Annotated in this window: 17 protein-coding genes and 1 pseudogene; 9 read left to right on the forward strand and 9 right to left on the reverse strand. The window is 53.2% G+C overall.

Annotated features, from left to right (window positions below; translation table 11 throughout):
* Positions 1-40 precede the first annotated feature (40 nt).
* Positions 41-499: a DUF1286 domain-containing protein gene (locus tag ACZ47H_RS05030; protein WP_464932604.1), complete on the reverse strand. Its 459-nt coding sequence runs from the start codon at positions 497-499 to the stop codon at positions 41-43.
* A gap of 129 nt (positions 500-628) precedes the next feature.
* Here ACZ47H_RS05030 and ACZ47H_RS05035 point away from each other — a divergent pair, with 129 nt between their 5' ends.
* The 3 genes from ACZ47H_RS05035 (at position 629) to ACZ47H_RS05045 (ending at position 3404) form a co-directional block, all read left to right on the forward strand.
* Positions 629-1423 carry a carbon-nitrogen hydrolase family protein gene (locus tag ACZ47H_RS05035; protein WP_464932605.1) on the forward strand — a complete coding sequence of 265 codons (795 nt, stop codon included), beginning with the start codon at positions 629-631 and terminating at the stop codon, positions 1421-1423.
* 117 nt (positions 1424-1540) lie between these two features.
* Complete coding sequence (locus ACZ47H_RS05040) at positions 1541-2098, forward strand: DJ-1/PfpI family protein (protein WP_464932606.1); 558 nt, start codon at positions 1541-1543, stop codon at positions 2096-2098.
* Between the two features lie 148 nt (positions 2099-2246).
* The gene (locus ACZ47H_RS05045; RefSeq protein WP_464932607.1) at positions 2247-3404 is read left to right on the forward strand and encodes an aminotransferase class I/II-fold pyridoxal phosphate-dependent enzyme; all 1158 of its coding nucleotides are present in this window, start codon (positions 2247-2249) and stop codon (positions 3402-3404) included.
* A gap of 30 nt (positions 3405-3434) precedes the next feature.
* Here ACZ47H_RS05045 and ACZ47H_RS05050 read toward each other — a convergent pair whose 3' ends face one another.
* Entirely contained in the window at positions 3435-3977 is a 543-nt protein-coding gene (locus tag ACZ47H_RS05050; protein ID WP_464932608.1) for a Zn-ribbon domain-containing OB-fold protein, read from the reverse strand.
* A 16-nt stretch (positions 3978-3993) separates the two neighbouring features.
* Positions 3994-5190 carry a thiolase domain-containing protein gene (locus ACZ47H_RS05055; RefSeq protein ID WP_464932609.1) on the reverse strand — a complete coding sequence of 399 codons (1197 nt, stop codon included), beginning with the start codon at positions 5188-5190 and terminating at the stop codon, positions 3994-3996.
* Positions 5191-5426: 236 nt separating this feature from the next.
* Here ACZ47H_RS05055 and ACZ47H_RS05060 point away from each other — a divergent pair, with 236 nt between their 5' ends.
* Entirely contained in the window at positions 5427-5771 is a 345-nt protein-coding gene (locus ACZ47H_RS05060) for an SCP2 sterol-binding domain-containing protein (protein WP_464932610.1), read from the forward strand.
* 120 nt (positions 5772-5891) lie between these two features.
* Here the strand turns inward: ACZ47H_RS05060 and ACZ47H_RS05065 are convergent, their stop codons facing one another.
* On the reverse strand, positions 5892-7010 hold the full coding sequence (locus ACZ47H_RS05065) for an amidohydrolase family protein (protein ID WP_464933993.1): 1119 nt from the start codon (positions 7008-7010) through the stop codon (positions 5892-5894).
* On the opposite strand from ACZ47H_RS05065, the pseudogene ACZ47H_RS05070 reads away from it, so the two are divergent.
* Both ACZ47H_RS05070 and ACZ47H_RS05075 read left to right on the forward strand, forming a co-directional pair.
* Positions 6928-7704: pseudogene (locus tag ACZ47H_RS05070) on the forward strand (DUF2208 domain-containing protein); the annotation flags it as partial. The gene ACZ47H_RS05065 and the pseudogene ACZ47H_RS05070 overlap by 83 nt on opposite strands.
* Positions 7682-7855: a DUF2208 family protein gene (locus ACZ47H_RS05075; RefSeq protein WP_464932611.1), complete on the forward strand. Its 174-nt coding sequence runs from the start codon at positions 7682-7684 to the stop codon at positions 7853-7855. The pseudogene ACZ47H_RS05070 and the gene ACZ47H_RS05075, both read left to right, overlap by 23 nt.
* 24 nt (positions 7856-7879) lie before the next feature.
* Here ACZ47H_RS05075 and ACZ47H_RS05080 read toward each other — a convergent pair whose 3' ends face one another.
* On the reverse strand, positions 7880-9316 hold the full coding sequence (locus ACZ47H_RS05080) for a phosphopentomutase/phosphoglucosamine mutase (protein WP_464932612.1): 1437 nt from the start codon (positions 9314-9316) through the stop codon (positions 7880-7882).
* 3 nt (positions 9317-9319) lie between these two features.
* The gene (locus ACZ47H_RS05085) at positions 9320-9856 is read right to left on the reverse strand and encodes a THUMP domain-containing protein (RefSeq protein WP_464932613.1); all 537 of its coding nucleotides are present in this window, start codon (positions 9854-9856) and stop codon (positions 9320-9322) included.
* 120 nt (positions 9857-9976) lie between these two features.
* Here ACZ47H_RS05085 and ACZ47H_RS05090 point away from each other — a divergent pair, with 120 nt between their 5' ends.
* Entirely contained in the window at positions 9977-11161 is a 1185-nt protein-coding gene (locus ACZ47H_RS05090; protein WP_464932614.1) for a nicotinate phosphoribosyltransferase, read from the forward strand.
* Here ACZ47H_RS05090 and ACZ47H_RS05095 read toward each other — a convergent pair.
* Entirely contained in the window at positions 11132-12340 is a 1209-nt protein-coding gene (locus tag ACZ47H_RS05095; protein ID WP_464932615.1) for a cation:proton antiporter, read from the reverse strand. The two genes, ACZ47H_RS05090 and ACZ47H_RS05095, sit on opposite strands and share 30 nt — an antisense overlap.
* A gap of 31 nt (positions 12341-12371) precedes the next feature.
* Complete coding sequence (locus ACZ47H_RS05100) at positions 12372-12794, reverse strand: thioredoxin family protein (RefSeq protein WP_464932616.1); 423 nt, start codon at positions 12792-12794, stop codon at positions 12372-12374.
* A gap of 151 nt (positions 12795-12945) precedes the next feature.
* Here ACZ47H_RS05100 and tes point away from each other — a divergent pair, with 151 nt between their 5' ends.
* Positions 12946-14733 (forward strand): tetraether lipid synthase Tes, encoded by a 1788-nt coding sequence (gene tes, locus ACZ47H_RS05105; RefSeq protein WP_464932617.1) that lies wholly within the window; start codon positions 12946-12948, stop codon positions 14731-14733.
* A 1-nt stretch (position 14734) separates the two neighbouring features.
* Here the strand turns inward: tes and ACZ47H_RS05110 are convergent, their stop codons facing one another.
* Positions 14735-15397, reverse strand: a complete 663-nt coding sequence (locus ACZ47H_RS05110; protein ID WP_464932618.1) for a dihydrofolate reductase family protein — start codon at positions 15395-15397, stop codon at positions 14735-14737.
* A gap of 67 nt (positions 15398-15464) precedes the next feature.
* On the opposite strand from ACZ47H_RS05110, the gene ACZ47H_RS05115 reads away from it, so the two are divergent.
* Positions 15465-15881 (forward strand): secondary thiamine-phosphate synthase enzyme YjbQ, encoded by a 417-nt coding sequence (locus tag ACZ47H_RS05115; protein ID WP_464932619.1) that lies wholly within the window; start codon positions 15465-15467, stop codon positions 15879-15881.
* Positions 15882-15958: the final 77 nt, after the last annotated feature.

A 15958-nucleotide genomic window follows, 5' to 3' on the forward strand; every position in this document is an offset into this window, starting at 1 on the left:
CCAGGTTAAAACGGGATGCAGGGACCCTCAATGGCGATACTCATTTGTATAACATGGTGAGCGAGTACAGGAGCATCGCTCCCCCGAGCATTTGTAATGCTGTATTCCATACTAGACTGTAGTAGGGTATCCGGGCTAGCCTAAACCTCCTCCTAACAATATAGACCCCGCCCGGGTTTAACGCGTCGAGGAGCCAGTGGGAGAGCCCACTTACAACACCAATAACGTAGAGCCAAAAGCTCTCTCTGGGTGGAAGGATAATCCCTCTAACCGTGACGTAAGAGACTGCGAGCGACAGCACTACTATACCGGGAAGGCTATGAGTTACCCTGGTCCTAATGGGAGGCTTCATTAACCTAGACCTATGGCCAACTAGGTCAACAATTAGATTAATAGACGCTGATACTATGAGTGAGAGAATCCAGCAATCCATGCTACATCGAGCATAAGATGAGAGGAGGCCTGCCAGGCCCAGGCCAAAGGCTACATGAGTCGTCATCCGCATTCTCATCCTTCCTCCCGTATAGGCGAAGGCTCCCCATCAATGGGATAACGGTAATACCCTTTAACCCAGGAACGCCAGTGTAATACACGATTACGGCAAGGAATATGTTAAAGGCGATCAATCATGGAGGTACCAGTTACGCTCATCCAGTTGAGGGCTAGAAGGGACAAGCAGGAATCCATGAAGATGCTGGAGAAGTTGCTAGAGAAGTCGGTAGTAGAGCATGGGATCACAGCGATCCCCGAGTACTCAATGTTCGACCCCACAGGGCTCACAGCTGAAGAGGTAAACCGCGGTGCTGAGAGCCTAGACGGGCCGTGGATGACTATGATCAAGAGGATTGCTAGGAGCAAGGAGGCATGCATAGCCGCAACACTCTTCGAGAAGGGTGAGGGAGGGAAAGCCTACAATTCCCTCGCAATAATTGATGAGAGTGGGGATATCATAGCCACCTACAGGAAGACGCACCTCTTCGACGCTCTAGGCTATAGGGAGAGCGAGATCTTCGAGGCAGGAGACAGGCTCTTTGAACCTGTAGAGGCATGCGGCGTCAGGGTGGGGGCCGCGATCTGCTTCGAGATAAGATTCCCGGAGATCTTCCGCTACCAGGCGTTGAAGGGTGCACAGTTAATCCTAGTCCCAAGCGGCTGGTACAATGGCCCCGGGAAGGAGGAGCAGTACAGGTTCCTCGCGCAGACAAGGGCCCACGAGAACACATTATGGATAGCCTCGCCCATCCTTTACGGGGACCACTTCACCGGTAGGAGCCTAATAGTTAACCCCTTCGGAGTCGTCGTTGCGGACGCTGGGCATGGAGAGAAGGTGCTGCATTACTATATAGGCTTAGAAGAGGTGGACGAGGCCCGGAAAAAGCTCCCAGTATTAAGACTTAGAAGGCCCGAACTCTACAGTCTCTAGGCATCCACCAGCACTCTACGGCTTAATATACTCGTTCAAAATATATTTATATATTAAAATATTTATACTTCTTCCAACAATACTGTTAAACGAACTAGGCTAGTGGAGGCTATTGGAATGACTCGCATCCTTATTATAGCAGGAGATGCAGTGGAGGCTCAAGAGCTCTTCTACCCCTATTGGAGGCTTAAAGAGGAGGGTTTCGAAGTCCACGTTACCGCTCCAAGCAAAAAGACCCTATTCACAGTAGTACACGACTTCGAGCCCGGATGGGAGACGTATTCTGAGAAGCCCGGCTACAGGTTCCCCTGGGTTGAGAAGAGCTTCAGCGAAGTCGATCCAAGCGACTACGACGGCCTGGTTATCCCAGGCGGTAGGATGCCAGAGTATGTCAGACTTAACCCACACATCAAGAATATAGTTGAGCACTTCTTCGATTCTGGGAAGCCAGTTGCAGCTATCTGCCATGGCCCATTAATACTAGCAGCTTATGGCCTCGTGAAGGGGAAGACGCTGACAAGCTACGTCGCCGTCAAGCCGGATGTGGAGAACGCCGATGCCACGTGGGTAGATAAGGAGGTAGTTGTTGATGGAAACCTTGTAACTAGCAGGGCGTGGCCCGACCTGCCAGCTTGGATGAGGGAGTTCATTAAGCTCGTAAAGTCCAGGGAGTAAGTTATCCACGGCAAATATATATCAAAAACTTCTTTTTAATACTACTATAGGTGTATAATAGGTAGATTAAGTCGTAGAGATCCTCTTGTAATATATAAGAACCAGTTTACTGATTGATAACATGACGTATGACCAGGGGTATAGGAATTTGCCGTTCCCATACGAGCTACCACCATTCTGCCTTGAGAGATGGCAGAGCGAGAGGGAGACCACCGCCAAAATACTGTTAAGCGAGAGCGGAGTGGAGCCTTTAACCCTCTCAGAACTCAAGGGCATCGGTGCCGAGATAGACTTTGACAGCGTAGACCTAGGATACGGATGGACGAGGGGCGATCCGAGGCTGAGGAAGAGGATAGCGGAATACTATGGCGATATAAACGAGGACAACGTTCTCATAACAAACGGTACTGCCGAGGCTAACCTATTAGTAGTAGCTGGCCTCATCAAACCAGGAGATATCGTTATTGTTGACATGCCGAATTACAAGCAAGTCTACGGCCTCCTCCAGGCCAGGAGCGCGGAGGTGTATGAGGCTTGGAGGAGCCCGAAGAATGGATGGCATCTCCCAGTAGACGAGCTCATAGACCAGATGAGGAAGATGAAGCCCCGAGCCATATTCCTAACTAATCCAAACAACCCCACCGGGGCTGTTGAAAGAGATTCTCTAAAGGCTCTCGCCGAGGAGGCTGAGAAGGTTCACAGTTTGATCATAGTCGACGAGGTTTACCGTGGGCTTGAGATCACGGGTGAGACTCCTCCCTCAATATTAGAGCTGGCGAGGAAATACAATATAATAGCTGTCTCGACAGGCGGGCTCTCGAAGGTCTACGGCCTCCCCGGACTGAGGATAGGGTGGATCGCCAGTAATGTCGAAGGGATTATAGAGAGGGCTTGGGCAGTAAAAGACTATACAAGTATAAGCCCTTCAAGGCTGAGCGAGGCTGTGGCCATAGCCGTTTTCGAGCCTAGTGTTAGGAGGAGGCTAGAGGAGAGGGCTAGAGGGATTGTAAAGGCAAATCTAGAAGTCTTTAAGCAAGTGCTCGAGGATCATAGAGGCGTACTAGAGCCCTGGTGGCCCGAGGCTGGAGCATTCCTCCTAGCAAGGGTCCCCTGGACAAAGGATACGTGGGAGCTGGCTCAGTCGATCTACGCCGAGGAAGGGATACTGGTCAATCCCGGAGAGTGCTTCGACCTTCCAGGCACTATAAGGATTGGAATCGGCCACGCTAGCCAGGAGTATTCCCGTATGGCTTACACGAAACTTATGGAGGCTCTGAGAAATATCGGGATTGGTAAAAAGGCGTAGGGCGTTTATTTGAGGGTCCCTCAACAGGGGCTACTCTTCTAGCGGGACTATCTCGTATGTGAGGTAGTTCTCCGGCTGCCTGCGCACGATCTCGATCTTCACGGGCATTCCGGCCCTCAGCTTCTTCGGGTCTGTCTCCCTCACCCAGGCGAGCACCTGCACTCCATTCTCGAGCCTAGCTATGCCCACTGTGTAGTCTGGGTAGTGGCCGAAGCTGTAGGGCTTCACGTATATGACTGTCCAGGTTAGCAGCTCTCCCTTGTTGGGTAGCTCAACCCATTCTACCTCGTCCTCTGGATCGTCTGGGCAGTCGACCTGGGGCGGGAATAGTATCTTGCCGCTCTTCTTGCACCTAGTCGCAAGCAGCTTGCCCTCTGCTAGGGCCTCGAAGAACTTGAACGTCTTCTCAATGCTGATAAGGAACCTCAGCTTGATCTCTCTCTGGTCCCACCACATCCGTACCCCGGTCTTCTGATCCATTAGCACGGGGACTCCAACGCTCTCCTTCATGGTGTTCGCGAACTGGTCCATCTGGGCCAGGAACATGTCCGCCTGCTCTCTCTGATTACTCACAGCCATTCACCTCCCTTCAAGCAGGGGATCTGGGTTTAGAAAGCGAGTAGATGGTTACGTAGGCGTAGTGGCCCGTGCCTCCTATGTTGTGGGCGATGGCCCTCCCGTTATTGATCGGCGCCTGCCTACCCTTCTCCACCTTCCCAAGCAGCTGGTTGGTTAGCTCGACCGCCATGCTGACTCCAGTAGCCGCTAGCGGGTGGCCCTTAGCTTTTAGACCGCCGCTGAGGTTTACTGGTATTAGTCCTCCTATGTAGGTCTGCTCCTCCCTTGCCAGCTTGTATCCCTCGCCCCTCTTAGCGAATCCCAGGTCCTCGTAGGCCATTATCTCGGCGATTGTAAAGCAGTCGTGGACCTCTGCAACATCGAGGTACTTGACGGGGTTGTCGGGGTCTATCCCAGCCTTCTTATAAGCCATCTGGGCTGCCAGCCTCGCCGCTTCGAGGTTGGTGAACTGGCTCCTCTTCGACAGGTTGCTTGTACCAGTGGATACACCTATAGCCTCAATCCATACCGGGGAGTCGGTGAGCTTCTCAGCAACCTCCTCGCTGGCGAGAACCACGGCTGCGGCTCCATCCGTTATCGGGCTGCAGTCGAAGAGCTTGAGTGGCCAGGCAATGTACCTCGACTGCATACAGGTCTCCAACGTTATCTTCCTTGGGAACTGCGCCTTCGGGTTCATGCTTGCATAGTAGTGGTTCTTCACAGCAACCTTACACATGTCCTCCTCCGTCATACCGTACTTCTGCATGTATGCTGTAGCGTATAGGGCGTAGTAGCCTGGGAATGTCAGGCCGAAGTTCTCGAACTCCCAGAAGTAGTTTCCAGCTCTCCCGATGAACTCTACCACTGTTGGGGTGGGGCTCTCATTCATCTTCTCGACTCCCACTACCAGCGCTATGTCAGCCTCTCCAGCGGCTATGGCGTCATGCGCCGCCTTGATAGCGGCGCTCCCCGTAGCGCAGGCCGCCTCGATCCTATACCCTGGCTTGCCTGTAAGCCCAGCATACTCCATGACAACGACTGGGGCTAGGGGCTCGCTGCTCCAGCCTCCAACATACCCAGTAACCACGAGGTCTATGTCCTTCTTCTCAATGCCAGCGGTGGCGATTGCCTTGCTTATAGCCTCGTATGCTAGCTCTGGGATGTTGACATCGTTCCTCACGCCGAACTTAGAGTGGCCTGTTCCAACTATCGCTACTCTTCTAGCCATAACAAACCCCTCGAACGCTACAGGCTTCTCGCTTCTACATCGAATAGTATGGCTACCAATATCAATAGTTGAGTCCGTACACATACAGGGCAATAGTGGCTTTCTTAAATAACCCTGGGGATTATATGCTTTCTAATTATAAATGCTCCGTGGTGATCCTGTAATGGTGTTTTCCCCTCTAAGGAATAGTATCCTGTTATTGCTATAACATTTAGTTGACGCGGGAGGTGGCGTTAATGGCCATATATGAGAAGGCAGTCGAAGCCTTCAAGAATATATTCGAAAAGGCGAAGTCCAGCCTACCAGAGGTATCCAGCTGGAACAAGGTATACCAGTTCATCGTCGAGGACACCGGGGAAGAGTTCTACGTCGAAATATCAGGTGGTGAGTTGAAGGTCGAGAAGGGCAAGCACAGCAACCCTATCGCGACAATAACCGGTAAGGCCGAGGTTCTAGAGAAGAAAATTAAGGGAGAGCTCGACTCGATGGCAGCCTTCATGAAGAGACAGATAAAGATCACGGGCAACGTGCTAGACACTATGAACTTGAAGAAGCTCCTAGACGCTGGCCTTAAAGGCTGACCAGCCCCCTGGGGCGAACGCTCTAGACAGGAGATATACCATCTAATTAATCTTCCAATATATTTTTATCGTATGTTCTAGACTGGTTAAGCGGGTTGAGGGATCCTCAAGCCAGACCCTCTAGAGGAAGGAGACAGCGCCATCATCAACCCTCGCAAACAGGTTTCCAGCCCCTAGCCTCTTAACTAGAGCATAGTACGCGCTCTCCGCCCTATCAATACCCCAACCCTCAACATTGAATAAGAGGAAGCTGGCCCTCCCACCCTCTGCTACAATCCGGGGTTCACCTCCAACCATCCTATATGAGTCGACGAAGACTGCTCTCAGCATCCTTCTAGCCAACCACTCGCCAGCGGGACCCTTCACCCTAGCTATTAGCACTGCAACCTCCAATTCCCTCCACACGTCGGGGGGCATCCAAGAGGCATTATCGGAGCCCAGGCCCAGCTTTGAGAGTATACCCGCAGCCTCCCTGACCGGGGGGAGTCCGAGGCCGTGCCACATATTGCTTCTAGGGCACAGTACTAGTCCTACTCCATCCTCCTCTAGCATATGGAGGTCCTCTCTTGATAGGAACGTTCCATGTATGACCGCGTTGAACCCAGCCTCCAATGCGAGCTCGAGGTCCCCCTTCAACCTAGTCTCCCGGGTCTCCGCAACATGGGTGAGGGCTGGCCTAAGCATACTGGTGAGACGCTTCAACTCGTCAACCTCGTAGTCTAAGGGACTCGACAATCCAAGCCCATCGCAGCCCGCTGGGAAACCGGGGCCGGGACGGCCTAAGACGAGGACTTCTAGCCCGTCAGGGGCGCGACTATATGCTTTCTTCGCCGCCGCGCACCCAACCCCTCCACCCTCCCTAAAGTCTGCCAGGAGTCCTACGCCGAGCCTCCAGGCGAGCCTGTAGAACTCCAGAATAGCCTCTACAAGCTCACCCTCACTTATACCAGCCAGCCTCCTATGCTTCAATCCATCCGGCGGGGCGACGAGCTCGCTTAGACTCCTATCCACACCATACTCCGGGAATGCATGGTCTCCACTATGAACGTGGATGAGCGCCGGCTGCGGGGCTACTAGTATCGATCCGCCCCCTAAGAATCCCCTGCCACAAGATGAAGCACTAGAGATAGACTCTATAATCCCGCCCCTAACGTGGATGCATGCGTCCCTCACTAATTCAAGCTCTTCCCCCACAACCGCCATTCCAGCACGTATAGAGTACGAGTCCCTCATCCCCACTCCCGCCTCCCTGCTAACTGTTAATAGCGTCTTAAATCTCCACCCGTCCAAGGGGAAGAAAGGGTTGGCGAACCAGATAGAGGACGTTAAGAGCAGGGTTTTGATAGGGCAGCTGTCAATTATACTGTACTCCGTAGCAGCCGCTATCCTTGGTAGGAACTGGAAGACGTTTATCCTAGTATTCATCCTCATCATAATAATTTCAATAGTCCAGAGCAGGTCTGGCAAGAACCCTCTCGGCCAGGAGAAGGTTAAGCCCGAGGAGCTTTTGAAGGGGAGGAAGCTTTATGAGGAGTCCAACTCGAGAGAGCTGCAGACAAAGGATACGGAGATCATGAAGGATATGCAGGAGCAGTCGAAGTTTACAATGTACACGAGCCTAGGTATGCTGGTCGCCATGCTCTACTTCTTCCTCTTCTGGGGGTATGTGGATGAACTCTACTCTGTAATCGCCGCTAGCCTGGGCCCGGGGAAGCTCTCTGAGTTCACCGCATTCCTCATCTACTTTGAAGGCCTCTTCATCATAAACCAGGCAGTCTACATGTGGGCCCTGAGGAAAGTTGGCAAGGTCACAATGGTGCAGGCACCGCCAGGCTTCACCGTCACCGATAAGGGGATAGTGTTGAAGGGAATAGTAGGCTCAACTACAGTAACATTCCCCCTACCAGAGGATGTCGAGGTTAACGTTAACGAGAAGAGGAGGTTCGTTCGAGCTCGTGAAGACCTCGAAGCGAACAATACTCAAACTACGCTTATACACGAAAAACCCGAAGAGGCTGGCAGAGGTCATCAAAAGATACGGGTTTAGGGGAGAACAATTTAGGAAGCCCCAAGAAGCCAAGTGAACGGGTTTAGAGAATTGAGGATCCCTAACCCTGCCTCCTACCCACGTCAATGTGCTCCTCTATACCCATTATCTGGATGCCTAAATGGGCTGCGGTGGAGTACACCAGCTCCTTCGCCTTAGCAATGAGATCCATGAGCCTCTGCTTGCTGGTAGCCTGGGCGTAGATCCTTATCTTCGGCTCGGTCCCGCTCACCCTTAGGAGTATCCAGCTGGAATCCTCGTAGGTGATCCTAACCCCGTCAGTCTCGTCTATACTTATTGAGCCTTTAGCCAGCTCGGTCTTAGCCTTCTCCTCGAGAACGGGGTAGATCTTGAGCTTATCCTCATCCTTGGAGAGCTTGATGTTTATCCTGGCCGAGGGGTAGAATGGAAGCCTCTGGATGAGGGATGCGGGAGTCTCACCCTCCTCTAGCGAGATCCTTGCCAGGAGAGCCGCCTGGTATATGCCGTCAACCCATGGACCCCATGAGGGGTCTATCAGCTTCCAGGGCTCCGCTGCGAGTAGTACGCCCGGGGTATCCTTGATCTTCTCGTGCAGTTTGCCGAGCTTGCTCCGCACCAGCCTTCCCCCCATCCTTTCAACCATCTCCTCAACCTCCAGGCCAACATCGACTGAGACGACGATCGCTCCTCTACGATCCCTCAGCTTCCACCAGGAAAACAATGCTATCACGAGATCCTGCTTCACGAAGCCCAGACCCGGGACCGCGATAGCTAGCCTATCAGCATCCCCGTCATGGGCTAGGAGCGCGTGAACGTTTAGGCTTGAAGCGGCACTAACATAGGGGCTGATCGTGTCGGGCCTCGGCTCAGGGTGTCTCCCGGGAAACATACCGTCGTAGTGGCAGTTGAAGCTCACAACCTTCCCAACCCCTATCATCCTCAATACACGGGGGGTGACGTTGCTCGCGGTGCCGTTAGCGCAGTCCACGGCGATCCGAAGATCTATCTTAGGCCTCTCAACAGTCATTACATCGAGGAGATCGTAAACATACTCCTCGATAACCTCGTGGTTTGCGACGAGGCGTCCAACCCTATCCCACGGGGCATGGAGCCTCTTGGGGTCCCTCTCGAATATCAGGCCCTCTAGATCCCGCTCCATTGCTAGAGTATACTCCATCCCCTCAGAGTCGAACACCTTCAACCCATTATCGGGTGGAGGATTATGGCTAGCTGTAACCATTACTCCGGCTCTAGACTTCGTGTTTGGAACCGAGTAGGCTAGCACCGGGGTGGGGACGAGTCCAACGTCGATAGCGTCTAAGCCTCCAGCCATCAGTCCTGCTGCCACGAGCTTGGCGAGGAGGGGGCTCGTAGTCCTAATATCGTAGCCAACCGTAGCAGACCCATAGCTGCCAACGTAGTTTGCAACGCTTAATCCAACACGGTATGCTAGCTCGGGCGTGATCTTCTCCAGATACCTCCCCCTTATACCAGCGGTCCCGAAGAGCTTGGACAATGCTCAGCCCCTCTCCTTCACAGTGGAGAGTATCCCACTACTGGGGCCAACGTATATTGCTGCGAGGTGCGACCTCCTATACTTGACGATCTTAATATATACTAGAATGTCTGGTGATGAGAGGTTTACAGGCCTCTCTATCCCGTCAGCTATGACCTCTATTGAGTCCACCTTATGCATCAGATCCCCATCCGCCCCGTAAAGGTGTCCGTCGAGTTTTATCGCATAGGATCCCGGGGGCTGCTCCTCCAGAAGCTTATGGACCGCCTTCTTAACATCCTCTACGCTTGGATAGGTGACGGTATCCACGGGTATAACTCGTAGTATGGGGGTCGAGGCTGGCAGGCTCCTCCTAAGCCTCTCAACAGCTGCCCTTGGATCATGGGTTTTAGCTAGAATGATGTTGGGTGCACGGTGGACTATCTCTACATCGTCTAGAAGCCACTCTAGATGCCTCTCTGCATCCCTCGCGTTGGGCCATCCCGGCATATGCGTTACTATCAGGTTGAAGGGAGGGTCCCTTATCCACGATTCCCTCATTTAACCACGACACCATTAAATGGGAGGCAATTAACCGGGGTTGAAAAACATAGTTGGAGGCAAGGTAGCTATCCATATATACGATACTCTCCTCCCCGGAATCTTATGGGATGATGGGATTTGAGCGAGAGGAGGCCAAGACTATACTCTGCCAGCCACCAGGAGATAAAGAGCGGGGAGGCCACAGACATATACTTCCTTAGAACCAAGAGGATCCTCCGCGAAGCGGGTCTCGCCGACTTAAAGGTTAGAATGGAAGTCCACGCCTACTCCATGCCAAAAGGCTATGAGTGGGCAGTCTATGCGGGGCTCGAAGAGGTACTAGCTATACTGGAGGGGAGGAAGGTAGACGTTTACAGCATCCCTGAGGGGACCATATTCCGGCAGAAGGAGCCCCTACTAGTCATAGAGGGTGTATACGAGGATTTCGCGGAGCTCGAGACCGCAATACTCGGAAGCCTGAGATTCTCCTCCACAATAGCCACCGCCGCCGCCAGGATGAAGAAGCTTGCAGGAGACAAGACCATCCTATACTTCGGCCTCAGGGCGCTACACCCGTTTGTTTACCCAGTCGCCGACAGGGCCGCATACATAGGTGGGGCAGACGGCGTCAGCGGAGTTCTCGCCGAGAAATACCTTGGAGTGAAGCCCAAGGGGACAATGCCACACGCCCTCATCATATCCCTAGGAGACCAGAGGAAGGCCTGGAAGTGGTTCGCGGACCTCTATGAGAAAGAGACTCCCGTTATAGCCCTCGTAGACACCTTCAACGATGAAAGAGTCGAGGTGGAGATGGCTCTGGAAACCCTCGGCGACAGGCTGTGGGGAGTGAGACTCGACACTCCAAGCAGCAGGAGGGGTAAGATGAGGGAGATAGTCGAGGAGATAAGATGGCTTTTGAGGCTCAGGGGGCGCCCAAACGTGAAGATCATCGTTAGCGGGGGTATAGGGGAAAGGCAGATAGTAGAGCTGAGAGACTTGGTGGATGGTTTCGGCGTAGGGACGAGCATATCCTCGGCCCCCAACATAGACCTAAGCATGGATATAGTAGAGGTATATAGGGGTGGCGAGTGGGTGAAGGTTTCTAAGAGGGGCAAGCTGCCGGGAGCGAAGAAGCTCTACAAGTGCGGAGGGAAGCGGATAGTAGCTTTATGGGATGAAAAGCCAACGTGTGACTCCAACCTCGAAGAGGTAACCGTGAAGTACATGGAGGATGGAAGACTCATACGCCCCCTACCCAGCCTGGATGAGATAAGAGAGTATGTTCTCAGCCAGCTAGAAGAAGTGAGCCTCGAGCCTCTGTAGCCTTCCCCTCACTAGGAGCGAGAGGATACTCGCCATTATAGACGTTATCAAAACACTCCCCACCATTATAATGTATAACCGCTCATCGATCAAGCCCGTGGCAACCCCCACCTGGGCCGAGATCAGCGTGACTGTGAGGAGGGGGGAAATGCTCGAGGCATACAATATAGCGGACCTGGGTGGGGTCCCCCTCCTTCTAAGATACAGGTAGGATGGGAGGAACTTTAACAAGAACAATACGAGCCCAACCACTATGACAGGAATCCACTCAGAGGCTAGTAGGGACGGGTCGATCATGAGGCCGCTAGCTATGAAGAAGAATGGTGAGAAGAAGCCGAAAGCCATACCCTCAAGCTTCTCGCGGAGAAGCCTCCTCTCCCTTAGAGTCTCCGATACGATGATCCCGAGGATGAAGCTTGTTAGAACCGAGTGGATCCCCAGGAACTCTGTCGCAGCCCCAAGCACTATGAGGGCCATCGTGACCAGCCTTATCTCGGTCTCGAAGCCTACTCTCTCAACCCTCGCGAGGATGGGCTGTACTAATAGGGCGATCACAATAATTACGCCATAGAGTAGGAGCAGCGGGTTTGCTTGGCTTGTCGCGATATTCAAGAATATCATTCCGGCGATGTCGGTTAACATAGCCGCTGCCAGCACCATTTGGCCAGTCCTAGACTTAGTCAGCCCGTTCGAATGGAGTATACCGTAGGTTAGCGCGGCGCTCGTTGCGGATAGGGCTGCTATCGATAATATTATCGCGTTTACCCCGTTCTCATACGCCAGTGCTACTCCAACAGCGGAGGGGCCCAGCATCCCGATCAAGCCGAGACCCAGGGCCCTGCGGAGCCTCCTCCTCAGGAGTGCAACATCTATTTCTGCTCCAGCCATGAATAGGACCATATTAGCTCCTATACCAGCTAGAAGGGTGAGTGCCTCGCTCTCCGAGACCTTATAATAGGATGCAAGAACCCCCATCAACAGCTCTATAACGGCGACTGGAAGCCCCGAGTAATGGGCAACTGGCCCAGACAGGATTATCAGGTACGCCACGAGTCCAACTACTAGAAGATCCTCTCCATCCTCAGCCACTTGGTGTTGAACCTGGATGTAACCCTCTAGCCCAATTATGGCGAGAGCGATGAGGATGCCCAGCAGAATGATTCTTTTAATGAGCGGCAACAGGGCTCCCGTGCCTTCCGGGATTTGAGTGTTAGACTTGGATTCCCTCAGCCTTCATGTGGGATTTTATTATCTTAACCAGCTCCTCCCTCGAGGTCTGGCCTAGGACGGTGTCAACCAGCTTCCCCTCCCTGAATATTGCGATCGTGGGAATGTGCTGTATATTGTACCTGTCGGCTAGTGAATATGATCTGTCGACGTCTACTCTGGCGAAGGCAACGCCGGGTCTAGCAAGGGATAAGGCTACATCCCTGAACGTTTCAAGGAACGATATGCACGGCCCACACCAATCGGCCGTAAAGTAGAGGACCACTACCTTATTCTTCTTGACTAGCTCGTCAAAGTCCTTCCTAGAAATCTCAGGCACGGGATCCCTTGCTAGGGTCTCTACGAACTCCGCCCTCCTCGAAAGCTCCTCCGCAAGCCTCTTCGCAAGCTCACTAGTACTACCCAACACATGCACCCAGTACCTGTAATCCTAGACCGCGCCCAGTTAAATCTAAACCCTTCATACAAAGTGTAAGCCAGGTGGTTGTCAACAATAAACACGTGTCAAGGGTTATATATGGTCTAAGGATATTATCTAACCGAGAGGGTGTAATAAAATGGCTGTTAAACCTTCAACATTACCCAATAAAATAATCGAATCCCGCACCCTACCACCCCCAAGCAGGCTCGTAAAGATCAACGGGAAAACATACGTTGAAATAGCGGGTAAGAGGATTCCGCTAGGAGGACCGCTACCCCCGCTGAGAGAGGGGGAGAAGCACCTGCGGGTCACCTCGACCCTGTGCCCTGTGTGTATGAGGCTCATCCCGGGCAGGATCTTTGAGAGGGATGGTAAGGTATACATTAGGAAGACCTGCCCAGAACATGGTGAGTTCGAGGAGCTGTACTACGGCGACGTGAAGCTCTACCACAGGATGATGAAGTACGAGGAGACAGGTAAGGGTGCGGGCGATGTTAAAGCCTACCTGGGACTGGCAACCCCCTGCCCCTATAACTGCGGCCTCTGCGCCATGCACGAGAACCATACTGCCCTAGCTAACCTGGTTGTTACCAACAGGTGTGACCTTTCATGCTTCTACTGCTTCTTCTACGCCGAAAAGGCCGGCTACGTCTATGAGCCCACCATTGAGCAGCTCAGGTACCAGGTGAGGCAGCTGAAGAAGCAGAACGTAACCCTAGCAATACAGATCACCGGCGGCGAGCCTATGATGAGGAGTGACCTAGTAGATGTTGTCCGCATGCTCAAGGAGGAGGGCGTGAGGCACGTACAGTTGAACACCAACGGCATCTGGTTTGCAAAGATGTTCTTCGACGACTACGAGCACGCTGTAAAGTACACGAGGATGCTTAGAGAGGCTGGGGTCAACACTGTATATATGAGCTTCGACGGAGTATCCCCGAAGGTTAACTGGAAGAACCACTGGGAGGTCCCCTTCACCTTCGAGGTCTTCAGGAAGGCTGGCATGACCAGCGTAGTACTAGTACCCACCGTTATCAAGGGTATGAACGACCACGAGCTCGGAGACATCATAAGGTTCGGAGGCAAGCACATAGACATTGTCAGGGCGGTCAACTTCCAGCCCGTCAGCCTCAGCGGGCAGATGAAGAAGAAGGAGAGGGAGAGGATGAGGATTACCATAGCAGACGCTATCCACAGGATCGCGGAGCAGACAGACTACCAGATTCCTCCGGAAGCATGGTACCCCATACCAGTAGCGGCTAAGTTCGCCAAGTTCATAGAGGCCTGGACAGGAATACCCCAGTTCTGCATGAGCAACCACCCAATGTGCGGTGCAGGAACATACGTGTTTATAGAGAGGGGAGAGAACGGCGTCCCCACCAAGATAGTGCCTATATCAGAGTTCTTCGACGTAGACGGCTTCATCGAGTGGCTCGAGGAGAAGAGGATCTACCTGCTAGAGGGCAGGAGCAAGAAGATGCTCATGCTGAGGGGAGCGATCGACCTAAAGAAGTTCGTGGACACGAATAAGATGCCCAAGGGACTAAGCTTCACAAAGCTGCTCTGGAACGTCTTCATAAAGAGAAACTACGATGCCCTAGGAGAACTCCACTACAAGATGATGTTCCTCGGAATGATGCACTTCATGGACCTCTACAACTACGACGTGACTAGGGTGAGGAGGTGCAACATACACTACACCACCCCCGATGGGAGGGTGATACCCTTCTGCGCCTACAACGTGATGGAGACCATCTACAGGGACTACGTACTCAAACAGTACTCAACCGACCTAGAAGCCTACAAGAGGGAGCTGGACGTGAAGACATTCAACCCAGGAGAAAAGTATGACAGGAGCAAGTACTTGAAGAGGATGAAGAACCACCCGATCTACAAGGAGGCCTACAAGGGCATAATATTCTAGGCTAAACATCAAGCGGGAGGCGGGGGCGGAGCACCTCATAGCGGAGGCTCACCCAGCCCCCACATAATACTTTTACATCCAAAAGCCTAAGCTCACCCTTCTCCACTAGCCCGTCGAATCCCCTCCCCTCGAACACCGATACACCGGATCCGAACACGTAGGGGGCCACGGTAACCCAAACCTCGTCTACCAAACCCTTCTCAAGCAACCCAAGGTTCAAGCCCCCTCCACCCTCAACCATCACCCTCCTAACACCAAGCCTCTCATAAAGGAGCCTCCAAGCCTGGACCAGGTCGACCCTACCCCTCCCAGCCTGTATGATTTCAACGCCCCTCTCCCTGTACGGGCGGAGCCTCTCCTCCCCATGACCCTCCACGGTTATGAGGACTCCGCCCGGCCTCGTGAACATTCGAGCGGTGGGAGGGACCCTAAGCCTCGAATCCACCACTCCCCTCATTGGAGATCTGCCGGGGACCCTCCTTACTGTCAGCCTGGGATCGTCTGCTAGAGCAGTCCTGCTCCCTACAACTACGATATCGCTCCAAGCCCTCAAGCTGTGTTGGAGGGTGAAGTCCTCCTCGCACGAGAGCCTGCTGTAGCCTGTCCTCGAGGCTATCCTGCCGTCAACCGTCATCGTGGAGAATATCCTAGTATAGGGCCTCATCCTCCCCCTATCCTCCAAATCACACTAAAACGTCCAGGCCACGGGAATATATTACAAGGTGGAAGGGTTGACATGCAAGGTTTACAGGGAGACAGTGAGTGTCCCTACCCGAGAGCGGTTTACTATAGTAGACGTGACCAGCGAGGTGGAGAGGATAGTCTCATCCTCCAGCATCTCCCGCGGCCTGGTTAACGTATACGTCCCCCACACCACGGCTGGGATAACGGTTAACGAGGCCGAGAGCGGCCTCCTAGAAGACATACTAGACTATGTCAAGGAGCTAACCAGGCCGGGGTGGAGGTGGAAGCATAACAGGATAGACAATAATGCCCACGCCCACCTTGGCCAGTCAACCCTAGGCCACCACGCAACAGTACCGGTAGAGGAGGGCAGGATCCTCCTTGGAACATGGCAGAGGATCCTGCTCGTTGAAATGGATGGGCCCAGGACTAGGAGGATAATAGTCACCGTTATAGGCGAGTAGTCGAGGGAAAGGGATGACCGCCACCTCGAACCCCGAGCACGCATGTACGCGATGAGGACGTGGCGGCTGAGGGACCC

The sequence above is a fragment of the Thermodiscus maritimus genome, from assembly GCF_055382595.1.